The organism is Mycobacterium sp. NGS49, from assembly GCF_059812565.1.
Map to the genome: position 1 here is coordinate 1 of NZ_JCALCX010000013.1, position 17,715 is coordinate 17,715.

The window sequence follows — 17,715 nt, forward strand, 5'->3', positions numbered from 1 at the left end:
GCTACGCGGTGGGCATCCGCTGCTCGTGGGCGAACGGCTTCTCACTGGGAACCGCAGGCGAGCCTTCGGGGTTGGTGTCCATGCCGGTGTTCTGCCGAAGGGTGCTGCCGAGCCACTGCGTGGTCGGTTCTTCCACGTACTGCCATTCGGTGCCCTCGGGCCACGGACCCTGGCCCTGGTTCCACGGCCCCCGCACCGAGCCTCCGCCGTTGGACATGTTGAAGGCCACGTTCTGGAACCGTTCGTCGCCGGCCAGAGTGCCGGGCGGGAAGTTGACCGGCAGTTCGTTGAGAGCGGCGGTGAACTGCTGGTAGTGCGCGACTTCTCTGGTCATCAGGAAGGTCAACGTCTCCTGAACGCCCGGGTCGTCGGTGAACTGCTTGAGGTACTCGTAGACGACCTTAGCGCGCGACTCCGCGGCAAGGTTGTTGCGCAGGTCTACCGTCGGGTCACCGTTGGCGTCGATGAACGCTCCGGTCCAGTTGTTGCCCGCGGAATCCTTGGCGTCGGGTCCACCGCCGCTGAGCACCAAGAACATCGGGTTGACGGCGACCTGGTGGATGGCCTGTTCCCGACCGTCCTTGCCGGCCACCAGCGGCATCCAGTCGCAGCGGTCGTTGGCCAGCTTGAGGTCGTCGTTCAAACCGTCCAGCAACATGGTGATCAACGACCCGACCATTTCCAGGTGGCTGAGTTCCTCGGTGGCGATATCCATGAAAAGGTCGTACATCTTGGGATTCTTCTCCCGCAGCACGAAAGCCTGAATGAAGTATTGAAGGGCGGCGGTCAGCTCGCCGTTGGCCCCGCCGAACTGCTCCATCAGCAGCGAGGCGAACCGGGGATCCGGCTGGTTGACGCGTACCTCGAACTGCAGATCCTTGTTGTGAATGAACATAGTGCCTTTGTCTCCCAGGGCTGTTGCGTGTGTGTCTCGACCCGATCTGGCCGGTTACCCTCGCCGCAGTAGTCCAAACTGACTCGCCGCACCCAAACCCGCGCCGGCTCAGCCGGCGTCTTCACCGGGATCTCCAATTATCCTGCGGGCCATCCGATTACGACGGAAATTCGGCGTCAGGAGATACACGATCAAGACCACCGCCCAGGACAACAGGCTCAGCCACAGCTGGCTGCGGGTGCCCCGGTCGAACGCCATCTGCACAAGCACCGCGACGATTCCCCCCGCCGTGAGTACGGACAGCACCGGAAACAGCCACATCTTCACCCGCAACTTCTCCGCAGATGCCCGGCGGCGCAACACGATCTGCGATACGGCGATCAGCAGATAAACGAACAAGATGACCGCACCGGAAGAGTTCAGCAGGAAGAGGAATACGGTATCGGGCGCCAACCAGGCCATCAACACACACAAAAAGCCCACCAGCGAAGAAAAGCCGATCGCCGCCGCGGGAACACCCCGCCGGCTCAGGCTGACCAGCTTGCCCGGCGCCTGCCCCCGGCCGGCGAGTACGAACAACATTCGTGATGCCGTGTACAGGCCCGAGTTCAGACACGACAGTACCGCGGTGAGCACCACGGCATTCATGATCTGATCCGCGCCGGGAATACCCATGTGCCGCAGCGCCGCCACATAGGGCGAGGCACCGAGTTCCACCGAGTTCCACGGCATGATGACCACCAGCAGCAGCACCGAGCCGACGAAGAAGACGACGATGCGCGCGACCACCGACCTCGTCGCCCGCGCAATCGCGCGTTCGGGATCGCGACTCTCCGCGGCGGCGATGGTGACCACTTCGGCACCCACCATCGAGAAAATCACCACCACAATGGCGGCGAAAACCGCCGCCACGCCCTTGGGAAAGAAGCCGCCGTGAGCCGTCAGGTTGGCGACGTCCAGATGATGGCCGGGCAGCAGGCCGGTGACGAACGCCGTCCCCAACGCGAGGAAGATCACGATGGTCGCCACTTTGATTCCGGCGAACCAGAATTCGAACTCCCCGAAGGATGACACCGAGAACAGGTTGGTGGCCGTCATCAGTAACATCAGACCCAACGCGGACAGCCACAGCGGCGCCGGGAACCAGTAGTTGAGCACCTTTCCGCCGGCGACCGCCTCGAAGCCGACGACGATGACCCAGAAGTACCAGTACAGCCAGCCGACCGAGAAACCCGCCCAACCGCCCAGCGCGGTCGCGGCATAGTCGGCGAACGACCCGGTCGACGGATTCGCCGCGGCCATCTCGCCCAGCATCCGCATCACCAGGACGATCAGCAGACCACAAATTGCGTAGCTCAGGAACGCCGACGGACCGGTTTCGGAGATCACCACCCCCGAGCCGACGAACAGCCCGGCGCCGATCACGCCGCCGATGGCGATCATACTCAGCTGGCGCTGCGAAAGTCCTTGTTCCAGCGTGGGTTTCCCGGCCGGCTCGCCAGGAGCGGCCGGGACAGCCGGGCCGTCGTCCGGCGGTTGTTCGCGCCGGCCGTCAGCTTGGCCTTGCCAGTGCGGCATCACCGGACGCTAGCAGCTCGGACGGCTGCCGATCACGCCGTCGTTACGACTGTCTTGCAATACGGCGTGGCAGGGACATCAAACCCGCTTCCGCGCGGCATCATTGACGATCGTGGCCGACCTGACCCGCCGTTCGGTGCTGCGTATGGGTGCCGGCGCCGGGGCGGCCGGTGTCTGGGCGCTGAGCGCCCTGCTCGATCCACTCACCACCATGGCCGCACCGACCGCGCCCAGTCCGTTCGACCCGCCGACGGCGGGCAAGACGTTGCCGACCAAACTGACCGGCTCGTTCGTCTCGGCCGCCCGCGGCGGCATCAAGACCAATTGGGTGATCGCCATGCCGCCGGGGCAGACCAGGATGCCGCGCCCGGTGATCGCGCTGCACGGCAAAGACGGCGACGCCAACATGATGCTGGACTGCGGCGTGGAGGATGCACTCGCGCAACTGGTCAGCGCAGGCAAGCCACCGTTCGCGGTGGTAGGCGTCGACGGTGGCGCGAGCAGCTACTGGCACCGCCGGGCCAACGGCGAGGACTCCGGCACCATGGTGCTCGAAGAGCTGCTGCCGATGCTGACCTCGATGGGCATGGACACCTCGCGGGTCGGTTTCCTGGGCTGGTCGATGGGTGGCTATGGCGCGCTGCTGCTGGGCGCCCGGCTGGGTCCGGCACGCACCGCGGGTATCTGTGCGATCAGCCCGGCGCTGTACATGTCCTACATCGGCAGCGCGCCCGGCGCGTTCGACAGTATCGACGACTGGAACCGCAACACCGTGTTCGGCTTGCCGGTGCTGAACTCCATCCCCATCCGGGTCGACTGCGGCATCGGCGACCGCTTCTTCTTCGCCTCGAGCCAATTCGTCAGCCAGCTGAAGAAGAAGCCGGCGGGCAGCTTCTCCCCGGGCGGCCACGACGTCGACTACTGGCGTGCGCAGCTGCCGGGCGAGCTGGCCTGGATGGCGACCTAGATCATGACCGATGCGGATACCCCTCGCACCCCCTTCCGGCCCGACATCGAAGGCCTGCGCGCCGTCGCCGTGATCGCCGTCGTGCTCTACCACGCGGGCCTTCCCGGCATCGGCGGCGGCTACATCGGCGTGGACGTCTTCTTCGTCATCTCCGGCTACCTGATCACCGGCCTGCTCTGGCGCGAGGTACAGACCACGAAAACCGTTGCGCTGGGCCGCTTCTACGCTGCCCGAGCCCGGCGCCTGTTGCCGGCCGCCGCCACCGTCGGCGTCGTGACCGCGGCGGTCGCGGCCGCGGTACTGCCGCCGCTGCAGGCCCGGCGGGTGTTCATCGACGGCATCGCCAGCATGCTCTACGTCGGCAACTACCGGTTCGCCGCCCAAGGCACCGACTACATGGTCTCGGACCTGCCGCCGTCGCCGTTCCAGCATTACTGGTCCCTGGGTGTGGAGGAACAGTTCTACCTGCTGTGGCCGGCCCTGATCATCGGCACCGCATGGCTGGTCCGGCGCGTCGGCCGCGAAAGCACGCCGGGTAAGGCGCCGTACGCGGTGGTACTGGCGCTGGTCGGCGCCGCCTCGCTGACGGCGGCGGTGTGGTGGACCCGCAGCTCACCCCCATGGGCGTTTTTCTCGCTACCGACCCGGGCCTGGGAGCTGGCCGTCGGCGGCCTGGTGGCGCTCACGGTCAGCCAGTGGAAGCGGCTGCCGCTGCGGCCCGCCACCATCGCAGGGTGCGGCGGCCTGGCACTCATCCTGCTGACCTGTACCCAGCTGGGCCCCCACACGCCCTACCCCGGCACCTCGGCACTGCTGCCGGTGCTGGGCACCGCGCTGGTGATCGGTGCCGGTTGCGTCACCGGCGGCATGGGCGTCGGCCGGGTGCTGTGCCCTCCGGTGATGCGGGCCGTCGGCCGGGTGTCCTACTCGTGGTACCTGTGGCACTGGCCGGTGCTGCTGCTGTTGCCGCCGCTGCTGGGCGATCCCGGCGGGTTGCCGGGCCGGCTGGCGGCGACGACGGTGTCGGCCGGCCTCGCGGTGATCACCATGCACGCCGTCGAGAACCCCGGCCGGTTCGCCGCTGCGCTGCGCCGCTCCGCCAAGGCCAGCCTGCTGGCGGCCGGCGCCGCCAGCGCAGTGGCGGCATGCGCGTGCGCGGTCTTGCTGACCGCGGTGCCCGCGCCGGTGGGGCACGGCAACGCTGCCCCGCAGGCCAGAATCGTCGCCCTGCCCCCGCCGCCCGACACCCGGCTGAGTCCCCGGGAAGCGGCCGTCCGGCAGGCGTTCGACCAAGCGCGCGAGATGCTGGCCGGCTCGGACGGGCTGCACGCGGTGCCGTCCAACCTCAAGCCGCCCCTGGCGCTGGCACCCGGCGACAAGGCAGCGATTTTCGTCAACGGCTGCATGCGGTCCTGGCGCGACGTCGGTCAGAGCGAATGCGCGTCCGTGGTGGGGGACGCTTCGGCCGCTTCCCGCATCACCGTCGCGCTCATCGGCGACTCGCATGCGGCGATGTGGGAGCCGGCGCTGCGCCAGGTCGCCGAGCAACGGCATTGGCGGCTGGAGGCGATGGCCAAGGTCACCTGCCCCTTCCTGGACATTCCGATCGTCAGCCCATACCTGGGCCGCAAGTACACCGAGTGCGAACAATGGCGCGGGGAGATCGTCAGCCGACTGCAGGCCGAACGGCCGGAACTGGTGGTGCTGAGCATGAGCCGCCGATACCACGCCGACTTCAGCTTCGCCTCCTACGATCCGGCGTGGATCGACGCGCTGGCCCGGGTGGTGGCGCAACTGCGCGCCGTGGGCTCACGAGTTCTGGTGCTGGGTCCGGTGGCCGACCCGCAGTCGTCGGCGCCGACGTGCCTGTCCGCCCATCTCGACGACGCCGGCGCCTGCGCGCCGCTGAGATCGATTGCGGTCAACGGTGACGGCATCGGGGCCGAGCAACGGGTGACCACCGCGGCCGGCGGCGCGTATGCGGACCTGACCGACTTGTTCTGCAGTGCGCAACGCTGCCCGGTGATCGTCGGCGACACCCTGGTATTCCGCGACGACAACCACATCACCACGCAATACGCGCAGCTCCTGGCGCCCGTCATGGGGGCGCTGGCCGACCGCGCCATAACAAATGAATGACACGGCGGCGTTTTATCGGCGAATGAACCTCGCGATGACGGCGAACGTGATACCAATAGAAGGGTTTTGGAGGTTTTGACATGAGTCCGATGCTGTTGGTTCTGCTTACCGCAGCCGCGCCAGTCGCCGGGCTTGGGCTAGTCCAATTGCAGGCACGCCTCGAGCGTTGGGACTACGACAGGCACGCAGAAGACTGATCGACGCCGGCGCACTGCACGCGTCGTCCGCCGGCGCTTGTCTCACTTCGACAGTTGCCACCGAATGAGTGGCACGATCTTGTCCGCCATGTACTCATGCCCGGCATCGGTGGGGTGCACGCCGTCCGTCCCGATCAGGTCGGGCCGGTCCACGAACCAGCGATCGCCGATCGGGTCAACGAAGTCCGCGCCGGCGCCCCACGCCGCGCCTGCCAGCACATCGCGAATCACCAACACCGCCACCGGCACTTCCGCCGTCGGCCACGGCGGTCCGATCACCAGAAACCGCGCGGCCGGCGCCAGCCGGCGGGCAAGGGCGAACGTGGCGTGCACGCGCTGGGCCAGCAGCACCGGGTCGACGTCCTGGTCGTTGCGGGAACCGAAGAACACCACCAGCACGTCGTCGGGCCGGACCGCCCGGGCCGTCAGGTCCGCAAAGATGCTGCCGTGGTCGCCCGGTACCCCGTACCCGGCTCTCCCCTCGGCCGCCACTTCGCTGGCGATGCGCAGGCCGGGGGCGGTGAGCGTTTCCCAGGTCCGGGCAGTCCACGAGTTCGGTCCCAGACCGCCAACATCGGTGCCGGTGGTGTACGAGTCGCCGATCACGGCGACGGGTTTGAGCCGCAGGTCCAGGGTGAGCGCCCGATACGGCCGGACCTGCACCGGATCGGCCGGGTGCGACAAAGCCACCGCCGCCACCGCGGTGAGGCTGAAGATGAAGGTGGCCAGCCGAGTCACTGCGACCTCCGTGTGAACGCCTGGAATGCATCTACCTGAAATCGTACGAGGGCCCGACGCCAACCATCGGTCAACTCGCTTGCGGCCCCGGCATTTCGGGGCAATTCCGGCAGCCGGCGTTGTTTGCCGCGACGCGGGGTAGACAGTGTCATGGCCAAGAGCACGGACCGCGAATCGTTCATCGTCGACTGTCTCGTCGGGGCATTCGAAGACCTGATGAAGGCCGACCCGGACGCGTTTCGCACCAAGTTCCGCAAGATGGCCGGCGACCCGTTCGCGTTCTACCGGGGCAGTGCGTGTCTGTTCTACGCGGACATGGCCGACCGGGAGGACCGCTGGGCCGACGAGCGCACCGGACGGGTATGGATCCAGGGCGATTTGCACGCGGAGAATTTCGGCACCTACATGGACGGCTCCGGCGTGCTGATCTTTGACGTGAACGACTTCGACGAGGCCTACATCGGTCATTTCTCCTGGGATCTGCAACGGTTCGCCGGCAGCGTCGCCCTGATGTGCTGGCAGAAGGCGTTGTCCGACGCGGAGATCTCGCGGTTGATCGAGACGTTCGTCCGCTCCTACGTGGAGCAGGTGCACTGGTTCGTCGACGTCGACGACGACTCGTCGTTCTCTCTGAATCTGCAGACCGCCCGTGGCGCGGTGCTGGCGGCCCTGCAATCGGCGCGGTTGTCGACGCGCGCGGAAATGCTGGACAAGATGACGCGGGTGGATCAATGGGACCGTCAGTTCCGCGACGCGCCCGGAGTTCGCCGGCTCGACGACGCCGAACGCGAGAAGGTGATTGCCGCCTTCGGGCGCTACCTGCAGACCATCCCGAACACCACGCGCCGGCACCAGGTCACCTACGACGTCAAGGACGTGATCGGCAAGACGGGCTTCGGCATCGGCAGCGCGGGCCTGCCCAACTACACGATCCTGATCGAGGGTTTCAATCAGGCGCTCGACAACGACATCGTATTGTCGATGAAGCAGGGCAACGTCGCCGCGCCGAGCCGGGTGGTCACCGATCCGCAAGTGCGGGATTTTTTCAAGCACCACGGGCATCGCACCGCGATCTCCCAGCGTGCGCTGCAAGCCCACGCCGACCAGCTGCTCGGCTACACCGAAATAGACGGAGTCGGCTTCGTGGTCAACGAGTTGTCCCCGTATGAATCCGACTTGGAGTGGGACGACCTGACCGAACCCGACGAAATCGCCGAGGTCGTCGAACAGCTCGGGCAGGCGGTCGCCAAGGTGCACTGCGTAGGTGACGCCGACAGCGACCAGTCGCTGGTCGACTTCCAGACCGAGGAGGCGATCGTCGCGGTGATCGGTGACCGCCTCGACGACTTCGTCGCCGACATGGTCACGTTCGGGCTGGAGTACGCCGCGGTCGTGCGTGACGACCACCGGCATTTCGTCGAGGCATTCCGGGAGGGCCGGATCCCGGGAGTCAGCGCGACCTGACCCTGGCGGGCGGCCGGCGAGCGCCCGTCACACCGCGCGCGAGGAAACCTCGGACAACGCACCGTCGATCGGGTGCAACCTGGCGGTGGGTGAGTCGTCCGGCCGGCTACCCGCGGGCGCGGGTCTGGCGCCGACCATCCGGCGCATCCAGCGCCGGGCCGGCTCCTCGACGAAGTGGTACATCAGGACCGACAACAACACCGCAATCCCGATCAGCGCGATGACATTCCACTTCCACGGGTTGTCCTGCGGCGTGAGCTCGAACTGCAACACCGCCCATCCCCACGCGGTGTGCACCAGCTCGTGAATCATGTACAGGCAGAACGAGATCTCGCCGCCGTACACCATCACCCGGGTCGAGAGCACCCACGGCAGGCTGCCCAGGCCGATTGCCAGCGTGATGACCAGCGGCACGAACAGCACGTCCACCACCCCCCCGCTGTCCACCACACCGCTGATCGGGTGCGCGTCGAACCAGTAGAGGATGCCCACCATGGCGACAACCAGCAGCAGCGAGAGGTATCCCGCCACGTGCCGGGCACGGGTGCTCAGCCGCAACCTGCGCACCGCGGCACATGCCAACGCACCCGCGATGAACTGGGTGACGATGCGGGGCAGCCAGCTCCACGGCGTATAGAAATAGCCGCTGGCCAGCAGCAGGAGCACGGGCGGCAGGCACGCGGCGAAGGACAGCACCATCAGGCTGCGCGCCCGGGTGGTCCGCTCCAACCGCATGATCACCAGGACGATCAGGCCGAACAACAGGTAGGCCAGCCATTCCGCGCTGATCGACCAGGCCGGCCCGTCCCAGCTGGTGTTGTCGAAGAACGGCTCGAACCACAACTGCACCAACAGGACCTGACGCACGTAGCTGATGGCGGTGAGGTCCCTGACCTCCGGTAGGGGCACGTGCCCGACGTGCAGGCTCAGAATCACGATCAAGGCGGCCAGGTGCATGGTGAGCAGGTACACCGGCCACACTCTGGCCAGCCGCAGCCACAGGAAGTGCACCGTGGCACGTGTCGACCACGCCCCACCCATGCGGTCGAGGTAGTTCCAGGTCAGCACGAACCCACTGAGGATGAAGAACAGGTCGACGCCCTGGGCGCCACAGTTGAGTACCGGTGCCAGGTTCTCGCGGAACTCGGGCGACACGTCGGTCAACATCGGGCGGAAGTGGAACAGCACCACCCACAGCGCCGCGATGATGCGCAGCCCGGTCAGTGCCTTGATCTCCCCGCGGATCTCGGCCTTCATCTCTACGCTGCGCACGAGGTTCTTTCCGCCTGGGTTCTTTGCTATTTTCCGCAACTCGATCCGTCATTCACCGGCCAACCGGGGCGTTCCCGCCGCTGTCCAGCCCCCCGACCGGCAACCGGCAGCCTAACAGCGGAGCCGCTGCGCAGGATCTCGGGACGTCCGACGAGCCGCTTCTTAGCAAGAAGTTAGTCGCGGCTACCAGTCTCCTTATGTTTTGCGGGCACCTTAGAGACCAGGGTTTTGGTCGGCCTGCCACGGGGAAATGGGGCTCTTTGATGACTACCGCAATCACACCGCACGTTTCCGGCGCCGTCGAGTGCAGTGGCGCCCGGATCCGGGCGCATTGTCGGCACCTGGCCACCGTCGTGACCATCAGCGGCGAGATCGACGCCGTCAACGTCGACCAAGTCGGTGAATCCGTTCGGCGTTTCGTGCTGTGCGACAAAGCCGTGGTACTTGATCTGAGTGCGGTGACCCATTTCTCCTCGGCCGGAGTGGCGCTGTTCGACGTCCTAGACGACGAATGCCGCGCGGCCGGCGTGGAGTGGATGATCGTGGCCAATCCCGTCGTGAGCGCCCTGCTGGGCGACGTCAGCGACCCCGCTGAGGCAACGCTTCCGATGACCCGCTCGGTGCACGAGGCGCTTGGCTACCTGGCCGACAGCATCAACGGGCGCCGCCAGCTGGTGCTGCCGCTGGTCAAGAAGTCCGCTTAGCCCGCCTGAGCCTACTCAGCCCCACCACGGCGAAAATCCCGGCCACCGTCGCCAGCAACAGCGTCAGCACCAATTGCTGCGGGTCGTAAACGACCGACACGGTCGGGGGCTGGCCGTCGGCCACCGGCGCGACCGCGATCGTCGAGCGGGTGTGCAGCCAGCTGAGCACGGTCGCCACCAGCGCGGCGGCAGCCAGCACCAACTCCACTACCGCGCGGGCGGTCACAGCATCGACTCGTCGTCGTCGAACGGATCCAGCTCGTCGGCGACCTCGGGGACATAAGGCCCCATCCGCTTCTCCACCAACGGCGTCAGCGCGTCCCGCAGGTGACGGTGACGACGCGCCCACGCCTGTGCGGTGCGGCCGCCGCTGAGCTTCAAACCGATGCCGTACCGGCCGCGCGGCACTCCGACCAGTTCACCCAGCGCCCGCGCCGACTGCCACCTGGCCAGCGGCTTGCCGGAGGCCACCGAGTTCTCGGCCTCGGGAAACACCTTGACGATCTCGCGCACCAGGATGGTCTCGGTGCCCTGGCGCAGGGCGTCCTCGGTGAGTTCCACCGACGTGTGGATCCGCGCCGCCTTCACCTGCAACGCCACGAAGGCAGACACCAGGACCAGGAAGACCGCCGGCACCAGCAGGGAGATCGGGACATGGTTGACGTGCTGGATGTAGATCAGCGACACCGCGGACAGCGGTCCTGCCAGCACCCAGTACCAGCTCGCGCCAGATTCGTAGAACAGCCGCTTGTCCCCGGCCTGCGGTGTCGATCCCATGTGTGCCTCCGTCATGCGAGCCACCTCGCCGCGTCGGCCGCCCAGTAAGTCAGCACGAAATCCGCCCCCGCACGTCTGATGCTGGTCAACGACTCCACCGCCGCGGCACGTTGGTCGATCCAATTATTCGCCGCCGCCGCACAAATCATCGCGTACTCCCCCGAAACCTGATACGCGGCCACCGGAACCGGCGACTGGGCCGCTGCTGCTGCCACGATGTCGAGGTATCCCATTGCGGGTTTGACCATCACAACGTCGGCACCCTCCTCGAGGTCCAGCTGGACCTCCCGCAGCGCCTCCCGGGCGTTGCCCGGCTCCTGCTGATAGGTGCGCCGGTCACCGGACAGGCTCGAGCACACCGCCTCACGAAACGGGCCGTAGAACGCCGAGGCGAACTTGGCGGCATACGCGAGGATGGCGACGTCGGAGTACCCGGCCGCGTCCAGACCGTCCCGGATCGCACCCACCTGGCCGTCCATCATGCCGCTCGGTCCTACCACGTGCGCACCCGAATCGGCTTGCGCTACAGCCAGTTCCACGTACCGGGCCAACGTCGCGTCGTTGTCCACCCGGCCCGACGCGTCCACCACCCCGCAGTGTCCGTGGTCGGTGAACTCGTCCAGGCAGGTGTCGGCCATCAGCACGGTGGCATCGCCGAGATCCTTGGCCAGATCACGCAGCGCCACGTTGAGGACACCGTCATGATCCGTGCCGGCCGACCCGACGGCGTCCTTGTCCTGTTCGCGGGGCACGCCGAACAGCATCAGTCCGCCGACGCCGGCGGCCACCGCATCGGCGGCCGCACTGCGCAGCGAGTCGCGGGTGTGTTGCACCACACCCGGCATGGAAGGGATGGGTCGCGGTTCCGATATGCCGTCGGCGACGAACATCGGCAGCACCAAATGCCTTGGCTCCAAGGAGGTTTGCGCCACCAAACGACGCAAGGCCGGGGTGGAGCGGAGCCGGCGCGGCCGCTGCCGCGGATAGCCGCTGAACGCCACTAGCGCCGGCGGCTCTTCTTGCGCGGCGGCGGCAGCGCCCCCTCGGCGCGCAACCGGGCGGCGTGCTCGGCCAGCGCGTCGACCAGCGGGCCCACCGCTGCCGTCTCCGGCTGGACATCCACCCGTAAGCCGAATTCGGCCGCGGTCTCGGCGGTCTTGGGCCCGATGCAGGCGATGATGGTGCGCGCGTGCGGCTTGCCCGCGATGCCGACGAGGTTGCGCACGGTGGAGCTGGAGGTGAAGCACACCGCGTCGAAGCCACCCGTCTTGATCATCTCCCGGGTGGACGCAGGTGGCGGGGCGGCCCGCACGGTCCGGTAGGCGGTGACGTCCTCGATCTCCCAGCCGCGTTCGCGCAGTCCCTCGGCCAGCGTCTCGGTCGCGATGTCCGCGCGCGGCAGCAGAACCCGGTTGACCGGATCGAAAATGCTGTCATAGGGCGGGAATTCGTCCAACAGTCCCATCGACGACTGCTCGCCGGAGGGCACCAGTTCCGGGCTGATGCCGAACGCGCGCACCCGGTCGGCCGTCGACTCGCCGACGCAGGCGATCTTCACCCCGGAGAACGCGCGGGCGTCCAGACCGAACTCGCCGAACTTCTCCCACACCGCGCGCACCGCGTTGGTCGAGGTGAACACCACCCACTGGAACCGGCCGTCCACCAAGCCCTTGACGGCGCGTTCCATCTGCGCGGGGCTGCGCGGCGGCTCGACGGCGATGGTCGGCACCTCGATGGGCAGCGCGCCGTACGACGCCAACCGCTCGCTCATCTCACCGGCCTGGTCCTTGGTACGGGGTACCAACACGGTCCAGCCGTACAGTGCCCGGCTCTCCCACCAGTTCAGCTTCGCCCGGCTGGCCACCGTCTTGCCGATCGTCACCACCAGCGGCCCGGTCAGTGGACCGGCCGGATCGGCGCCGCCCAGCACGGCGGGGTCGGTCAGGCCCTGCAGTGTCGTTTCGAGCGAACGCTGCTGGCAGGTGGTGCCTTGCGCGGTCACCACGCACGGTGTGTTGTCGGCCAGCTCGTGGTCGATCAGGGTGCGGGCGGCGTCGGCCAGGTGCGAACCGGTGGCCTGCAGAATCAACGGCCCGGGAGCGGCGGCCAAGGCCTCCCAATCCACATTGGGGTCACGCACGTCGGCGACGGTGTGCGAGGACCCCAGCGGCAATCCCGCGTAGGTCGGAACCGCACTGGTCGCGGCCAGGCCGGGCACGATCTCGACATGCAGGTGGGCGCGGGCGACGGCGTTCACCTCGGTGATCACCGCGTCTACCGACAGTGGGTCACCCGCCACCAGCCGCACCACGTCGACGCCGGAGCGGGCCTCGGCGGTCAGCGTCTTGGCGACTTCGGTGGGATCGCCCAGCGCGGGACGAACGTCGGGGCCTTCCGAGATCACGGCGGCGGCGGTCTCGGGGCTCGGTGCACCTCCCACCACGGCGTCGGAGCTACCGGGCGTCGCCTCGGCGGGCGCCGGGCCCGAAACCGGAGGCAGGTCCTTGCCGATCAGCGCCAGGACCGGCTCGGGCACATCGGGGTCGGTGAACACCAAGGCCGCGTTCGCCAGCACCGTGGCCGCCCGGGTGGTCAGTAGACCGGGGTCGCCGGGACCGGAGCCCACGAATGTGATGCGGCCCGGTGTCGGCTTACGCCCTCGCGTCATCGTTGTCGCTCCCACGTCTCTTTCAATTTCCTCGCGGGGGGTCTTCCCGCGCTCCCCTCATCAACTCTGCGGCGCCGAGCTCGAACAACTCCGCGGCGACCGAGAGTCCCAACTCCCGTGCCCGATCGGTGGTGCCGATCCCGGACGCGCGGATCACGTCGGATCCGTCGAGTGCCGCCACACAGCCGCGCAGCGACAGCTCTTCGAAGACCCGCCCCTCCTCATCGATGGACTCGACCACTTCCGCGATCGCGCCCACCGGTGCGGAGCAACCGGCCTCCAGTTCGGCGAGCAGAGCACGCTCCGCGGTGACCGCCACGCGCGTGTCGGCGTCGTCCAGCTCCGCCAACACCGCTGCCAACCGGCTGTCGCCGGCCCGGCATTCGACGGCGAGAGCGCCCTGAGCTGGCGCTGGCAACATCTGCACCGGCTCCAGCGTCTCGGTGACGTCATCCAGACGGCCCAGTCGGGCCAATCCGGCCCGGGCCACCACGACGGCGTCCAGATCACCACTGCTTACCCTGTTCAACCTGGTATCTAGGTTGCCTCGTAGGGGGCGGATTTCCAAACCGAGACCCAATGCCCTAAGCTGTGCGGCCCGTCGCGGGGAGGAGGTGCCCACCAGCGAACCCACCGGCAACTCCCCGAGCACCAGCCCGTCGCGGGCGACGACCGCGTCGCGGGGGTCGTTGCGCGGCGGTATGGCCGCGATGACGAACCGGGGGTCGGCGGCGGTCGGCAAATCTTTGTGCGAGTGCACAGCCGCGTCGACGCGCCCGTCCTCGATGGCCTCGCGCAGTGCGGTGGTGAACACTCCCACACCCAGCGTCTCGATCGGAGCCGACGAGCGGTCACCGGCTGTGCTGATGGTCACCAATTCGGCCGGATGGCCGTTGGCGATCAGCGCGTCTCTTACGGTCGCGGCCTGGGTGGTGGCCAGCAGGCTGCCCCGAGTGCCTATCCGGATCACGTGTGCCAATCAGTCACTCGGCCGATGGACCGTCGAGTTCCGTTGACGGAGAAGCGAATTCACCGGTGGCGACGGCGGCGACGGACGCTACGGAGTCTATGGCGGTCTGTTCCAGTTCGAAGAGTTCGCGCAGCGCCTCGGCATAGCTGTCGCCGCCCGGCGCGCTGGCCAGTTGCTTGATTCGCACCGTGGGTGCGTGCAGCAGCTTGTCCACCACCCGGCGCACGGTCCGGGCCACCTCTTCGCGCTCGGCGGAGTCCAGGCCGGGCAACCGGTTGTCCAACCGCAGCAACTCCGCCTCGACGACGTCGGCGGCACGCCGGCGCAGCGCGGTGACCGTCGGTGTGACCTCGGCCATCCGCTGTCCGGTCAGATAGGCCGCGACTTCGGCGGCCACGATGCGGCGGGCCGCGTCCACGTCGGCGGCCGCGGCATGCGCCGACGGTTCGTGTTGCACCCGATCGACATCGACCACCAGCACACCCGGCAGTCCGGCGACCGCCGGGTCGACGTCGCGCGGCATGCCGAGATCGCAGATGACCAGGGGCTTGTGCGCCTCGTCGCGGGGGGCGCTGACCAGCGCGTGGTGCACGTCGGCCAGCGACACCACCGGGCTGACCGCCCCGGTGCAGCTGACCACCACATCGGCGTCGGCCAGCGCGTGGGGCAGTCGATCGAGCGTCAGCGCTTGCGCCGGTATGCCCGATACCTCCATCCGGTCGGCCAACCGCCGGGCCCGGGCCAGCGACCGGTTCAGCACGTGCACCCGGCCGATGCCGGCGCGCGTCAGGTGTGCCGCCGCCAGCGCCCCCATCGAGCCGGCGCCGATCACGACGGCCGTTTTGCCCTCAAGGCTGCCCAGCTTGCGTTCGCCGATGTCGAGGGCGACCGACACGACCGAGGCGCCCGCAGCGTCGATCGCTGTTTCGGAGTGCACCCGCTTGCCCACCGAAAGCGCGCGCTGAGCCAACTCGTGCAGGACCCGTCCGACCGCGCTGTTGGCCTCGGCGGAGGCATAGGCGCGGCGCACCTGACCGAGTACCTGCTGCTCACCGACCACCGCGGAATCCAGCCCGCTGGCCACCGCGAACAGGTGCTCGACGGCGGCCTCGCTGTAGCGGACGTAGGCGTGTTTGGTCAGATCACCCATCGGCAGACCCGAGTACTCGGCCAGCACCTGACCGACCACCGACAGTCCGCCGTGAAACGCCTCGACGACGGCATAGACCTCGACGCGGTTGCACGTCGAGAGCACCATGGCTTCGCTCACCAGTGGCGACTGCAGCACCAAGTCGACGATCTTGACCTGATCCGACTCGTCGACACTGAGTTGTTCCAGCACGGAGACCGGCGCACTGCGGTGCGAAACCCCGAAGAGCAGGATGCTCACGGCAGCATCACCTGGCCCGCTCCCTTGCAGCTTTGGAAAGTGAACTGATGACTACGGTAGACGGTTGTCAGGTGGGCCACCAAATATCGAGTCCAGGCCGCACGGCGCGAGGCGGTCACCGGACCGCCAGGTCGGCCCGTAACCGTGGTTCGTCGACCTCCCAATAGCTGTGCTCCCGGCCGTCGAGCAACACCACCGGGAGCCGGTCGCCGAATTCGGCCCGCAATTCAGGTCTTCCGGCCTCCGCGGCAGCGTCGACGTCGATGCTGAACAGGTCGAAGTCGAGCTCGGCGGCCAACTCGGCCAGCCGGGCGTGCATCCGCTCGCAGATCACGCAACCGGCGCGGGTCAGCAGTTGCACCTGCGGCCGGATCCCGGGCGTTGTCATGACCACCAGTCTGGCATTGGTTTCGCCCCGGCCGGATAGGGTTGTTTTCGATTCGACAGCTTTCACCGGACCGGGAACCGGGCTACTCAGCGACTTGGGAGGTTTGGCTCATCTCTTCCATGGCTTCCTCTGACCCAGTGAGCGGTCGCGTCGACCTGGAGTCACTGGCCGCCAACGCCAGCGCCGAACGGGCGCTGGTCGACATCCGCGCCAACCCGACCGAGCGCCCCCAGCCGCCCATCGATCTGACCGCTGCCGCGTTCTTCGATGTGGACAACACCTTGGTGCAGGGGTCCTCAGCGGTGCACTTCGGCCGCGGACTGGCGGCGCGGGACTACTTCACCTATCGCGACGTGCTCGGCTTCGTCTACGCGCAGGCCAAGTTTCAGATTCTCGGCAGGGAGAACAGCCAGGACGTCGCCGCCGGCCGGCGCAAGGCCCTCACCTTCATCGAAGGCCGGTCCGTCGACGAACTGATACGGCTGGGCGACGAGATCTACGACGAGATCATCGCCGACAAGATCTGGCCGGGGACCCGCGAACTCACCCAGATGCACCTCGACGCCGGCCAGCAGGTGTGGCTGATCACCGCGACCCCCTATGAGCTCGCGTCGACAATCGCCCGGCGGCTGGGCCTGACCGGCGCCCTGGGCACGGTCGCTGAATCGGTGGACGGAATCTTCACCGGCCGGCTGGTGGGTGACATCCTGCACGGGACCGGCAAGGCGCATGCGGTGCGCTCGCTGGCGATCCGGGAGGGACTCAACCTCAAGCGCTGCACCGCATACTCCGACAGTTACAACGACGTCCCCATGCTGTCCCTGGTGGGCACCGCGGTCGCGATCAACCCGGATGCCCGCCTGCGCAGCCTGGCCCGCGAGCGGGGATGGGAAATCCGCGACTTCCGCACCGCCCGCAAGGCCGCCCGCATCGGGGTCCCCTCGGCACTGGCGCTGGGCGCGGCGGGCGGCGCGTTGGCGGCTCTGGCCTCCCGTCGCCAACCGCGCTGATAGGCTGCGCCGCTGAGCTAACTCTTCGATCGGAAAGCGGCGGCATGACTGTTCCCCAGGGAGCCGAAGGCATCATCGGTAAGCACTACCGGCAGGAAGACTACTTCGTGGTCGGACGCGAAAAGATCCGTGAATTCGCGCTTTCGGTCAAAGACGAAAACCCGATCCACCAGAATGAAGCCGCCGCCGCCGAGGCCGGTTACGACTGCCTGCCGGCGCCGCTGACGTTCCTGGCTATCGCGGGGCGACGGGTGCAGCTCGAGATCTTCACCAAGTTCAGCATCCCGATCAACATCGCCCGGGTCATGCACCGCGACCAGAAGTTCAAGTTCCACCGCCCGATCGTGGTCGGTGACGAGTTGCACTTCGACACCTACCTCGACTCCGTGATCCAGTCACACGGCACGGTGTTGGCCGAAATCCGCAGCGAAGTGACCGACGGCGAAGGTAAGCCGGTGATCACCAGCGTTGTCACCATGCTGGGCGAAGCGGCGCAGCATGATTCCGACACCGAGGCTACCGTGGCCGCAATTGCATCGATCTGAACCCAGCAGGTAG

At 67.5% G+C, this 17,715-nt stretch carries 17 protein-coding genes; 6 read left to right on the forward strand and 11 right to left on the reverse strand.

Features of this window, described 5'->3' with window-relative positions:
- Position 1: 1 nt before the first annotated feature.
- Both AC5Y7D_RS15035 and AC5Y7D_RS15040 read right to left on the reverse strand, forming a co-directional pair.
- Positions 2–895, reverse strand: a complete 894-nt coding sequence (locus AC5Y7D_RS15035; protein ID WP_499925246.1) for a manganese catalase family protein — start codon at positions 893–895, stop codon at positions 2–4.
- A gap of 108 nt (positions 896–1,003) precedes the next feature.
- Positions 1,004–2,473: an amino acid permease gene (locus AC5Y7D_RS15040; RefSeq protein WP_499925247.1), complete on the reverse strand. Its 1,470-nt coding sequence runs from the start codon at positions 2,471–2,473 to the stop codon at positions 1,004–1,006.
- 145 nt (positions 2,474–2,618) lie between these two features.
- Here AC5Y7D_RS15040 and AC5Y7D_RS15045 point away from each other — a divergent pair, with 145 nt between their 5' ends.
- Together AC5Y7D_RS15045 and AC5Y7D_RS15050 are read left to right on the forward strand one after the other, a co-directional pair.
- The gene (locus AC5Y7D_RS15045; RefSeq protein WP_499925636.1) at positions 2,619–3,440 is read left to right on the forward strand and encodes an alpha/beta hydrolase; all 822 of its coding nucleotides are present in this window, start codon (positions 2,619–2,621) and stop codon (positions 3,438–3,440) included.
- Positions 3,441–3,443: 3 nt separating this feature from the next.
- A complete protein-coding gene (locus tag AC5Y7D_RS15050; protein ID WP_499925249.1) occupies positions 3,444–5,579 on the forward strand; it encodes an acyltransferase family protein in 2,136 nt (711 codons plus the stop codon).
- A 239-nt stretch (positions 5,580–5,818) separates the two neighbouring features.
- Here AC5Y7D_RS15050 and AC5Y7D_RS15055 read toward each other — a convergent pair whose 3' ends face one another.
- Positions 5,819–6,514, reverse strand: a complete 696-nt coding sequence (locus AC5Y7D_RS15055; RefSeq protein WP_499925250.1) for an Rv0518 family GDSL lipase — start codon at positions 6,512–6,514, stop codon at positions 5,819–5,821.
- A gap of 150 nt (positions 6,515–6,664) precedes the next feature.
- On the opposite strand from AC5Y7D_RS15055, the gene AC5Y7D_RS15060 reads away from it, so the two are divergent.
- Positions 6,665–7,978, forward strand: coding sequence for a DUF2252 domain-containing protein (locus AC5Y7D_RS15060; protein WP_499925252.1), 1,314 nt, complete (start codon positions 6,665–6,667; stop codon positions 7,976–7,978).
- 27 nt (positions 7,979–8,005) lie between these two features.
- Here AC5Y7D_RS15060 and AC5Y7D_RS15065 read toward each other — a convergent pair whose 3' ends face one another.
- A complete protein-coding gene (locus AC5Y7D_RS15065) occupies positions 8,006–9,235 on the reverse strand; it encodes an acyltransferase family protein (RefSeq protein WP_499925637.1) in 1,230 nt (409 codons plus the stop codon).
- 278 nt (positions 9,236–9,513) lie between these two features.
- On the opposite strand from AC5Y7D_RS15065, the gene AC5Y7D_RS15070 reads away from it, so the two are divergent.
- Positions 9,514–9,954: an STAS domain-containing protein gene (locus tag AC5Y7D_RS15070; RefSeq protein ID WP_499925254.1), complete on the forward strand. Its 441-nt coding sequence runs from the start codon at positions 9,514–9,516 to the stop codon at positions 9,952–9,954.
- Here the strand turns inward: AC5Y7D_RS15070 and AC5Y7D_RS15075 are convergent.
- From AC5Y7D_RS15075 to AC5Y7D_RS15105, 7 genes are all read right to left on the reverse strand, one after another.
- The gene (locus AC5Y7D_RS15075; RefSeq protein WP_499925256.1) at positions 9,938–10,180 is read right to left on the reverse strand and encodes a hypothetical protein; all 243 of its coding nucleotides are present in this window, start codon (positions 10,178–10,180) and stop codon (positions 9,938–9,940) included. The two genes, AC5Y7D_RS15070 and AC5Y7D_RS15075, sit on opposite strands and share 17 nt — an antisense overlap.
- Entirely contained in the window at positions 10,177–10,731 is a 555-nt protein-coding gene (mce1N, locus tag AC5Y7D_RS15080; protein ID WP_499925639.1) for a transport-regulating membrane protein Mce1N, read from the reverse strand. The genes AC5Y7D_RS15075 and mce1N overlap by 4 nt, the downstream gene beginning before the upstream one ends.
- 11 nt (positions 10,732–10,742) lie before the next feature.
- Positions 10,743–11,732, reverse strand: coding sequence for a porphobilinogen synthase (gene hemB, locus AC5Y7D_RS15085; protein ID WP_499925257.1), 990 nt, complete (start codon positions 11,730–11,732; stop codon positions 10,743–10,745).
- Positions 11,732–13,399: a bifunctional uroporphyrinogen-III C-methyltransferase/uroporphyrinogen-III synthase gene (locus tag AC5Y7D_RS15090; RefSeq protein WP_499925259.1), complete on the reverse strand. Its 1,668-nt coding sequence runs from the start codon at positions 13,397–13,399 to the stop codon at positions 11,732–11,734. The genes hemB and AC5Y7D_RS15090 overlap by 1 nt, the downstream gene beginning before the upstream one ends.
- Before the next feature lie 22 nt (positions 13,400–13,421).
- Positions 13,422–14,369: a hydroxymethylbilane synthase gene (hemC, locus tag AC5Y7D_RS15095; protein WP_499925641.1), complete on the reverse strand. Its 948-nt coding sequence runs from the start codon at positions 14,367–14,369 to the stop codon at positions 13,422–13,424.
- Between the two features lie 13 nt (positions 14,370–14,382).
- Positions 14,383–15,759 (reverse strand): glutamyl-tRNA reductase, encoded by a 1,377-nt coding sequence (locus AC5Y7D_RS15100; RefSeq protein WP_499925260.1) that lies wholly within the window; start codon positions 15,757–15,759, stop codon positions 14,383–14,385.
- A gap of 115 nt (positions 15,760–15,874) precedes the next feature.
- The gene (locus AC5Y7D_RS15105) at positions 15,875–16,147 is read right to left on the reverse strand and encodes a glutaredoxin family protein (RefSeq protein ID WP_499925261.1); all 273 of its coding nucleotides are present in this window, start codon (positions 16,145–16,147) and stop codon (positions 15,875–15,877) included.
- Between the two features lie 119 nt (positions 16,148–16,266).
- Here AC5Y7D_RS15105 and AC5Y7D_RS15110 point away from each other — a divergent pair, with 119 nt between their 5' ends.
- On the forward strand, positions 16,267–17,157 hold the full coding sequence (locus AC5Y7D_RS15110; RefSeq protein ID WP_499925262.1) for an HAD family hydrolase: 891 nt from the start codon (positions 16,267–16,269) through the stop codon (positions 17,155–17,157).
- Between the two features lie 44 nt (positions 17,158–17,201).
- Positions 17,202–17,702, forward strand: a complete 501-nt coding sequence (locus tag AC5Y7D_RS15115) for an FAS1-like dehydratase domain-containing protein (protein ID WP_499925263.1) — start codon at positions 17,202–17,204, stop codon at positions 17,700–17,702.
- The last annotated feature ends 13 nt before the right edge of the window (positions 17,703–17,715 follow it).

Coding starts and splice junctions, on each gene's coding strand:
- AC5Y7D_RS15035 (WP_499925246.1), bottom strand. CDS start 895: ATGTTCATTCACAACAAGGATCTGCAGTTCGAGGTACGCGTCAACCAG.
- AC5Y7D_RS15040 (WP_499925247.1), bottom strand. CDS start 2,473: ATGCCGCACTGGCAAGGCCAAGCTGACGGCCGGCGCGAACAACCGCCG.
- AC5Y7D_RS15045 (WP_499925636.1), top strand. CDS start 2,619: ATGGGTGCCGGCGCCGGGGCGGCCGGTGTCTGGGCGCTGAGCGCCCTG.
- AC5Y7D_RS15050 (WP_499925249.1), top strand. CDS start 3,444: ATGACCGATGCGGATACCCCTCGCACCCCCTTCCGGCCCGACATCGAA.
- AC5Y7D_RS15060 (WP_499925252.1), top strand. CDS start 6,665: ATGGCCAAGAGCACGGACCGCGAATCGTTCATCGTCGACTGTCTCGTC.
- AC5Y7D_RS15065 (WP_499925637.1), bottom strand. CDS start 9,235: ATGAAGGCCGAGATCCGCGGGGAGATCAAGGCACTGACCGGGCTGCGC.
- AC5Y7D_RS15070 (WP_499925254.1), top strand. CDS start 9,514: ATGACTACCGCAATCACACCGCACGTTTCCGGCGCCGTCGAGTGCAGT.
- mce1N (WP_499925639.1), bottom strand. CDS start 10,731: ATGGGATCGACACCGCAGGCCGGGGACAAGCGGCTGTTCTACGAATCT.
- AC5Y7D_RS15090 (WP_499925259.1), bottom strand. CDS start 13,399: ATGACGCGAGGGCGTAAGCCGACACCGGGCCGCATCACATTCGTGGGC.
- AC5Y7D_RS15105 (WP_499925261.1), bottom strand. CDS start 16,147: ATGACAACGCCCGGGATCCGGCCGCAGGTGCAACTGCTGACCCGCGCC.
- AC5Y7D_RS15110 (WP_499925262.1), top strand. CDS start 16,267: ATGGCTTCCTCTGACCCAGTGAGCGGTCGCGTCGACCTGGAGTCACTG.
- AC5Y7D_RS15115 (WP_499925263.1), top strand. CDS start 17,202: ATGACTGTTCCCCAGGGAGCCGAAGGCATCATCGGTAAGCACTACCGG.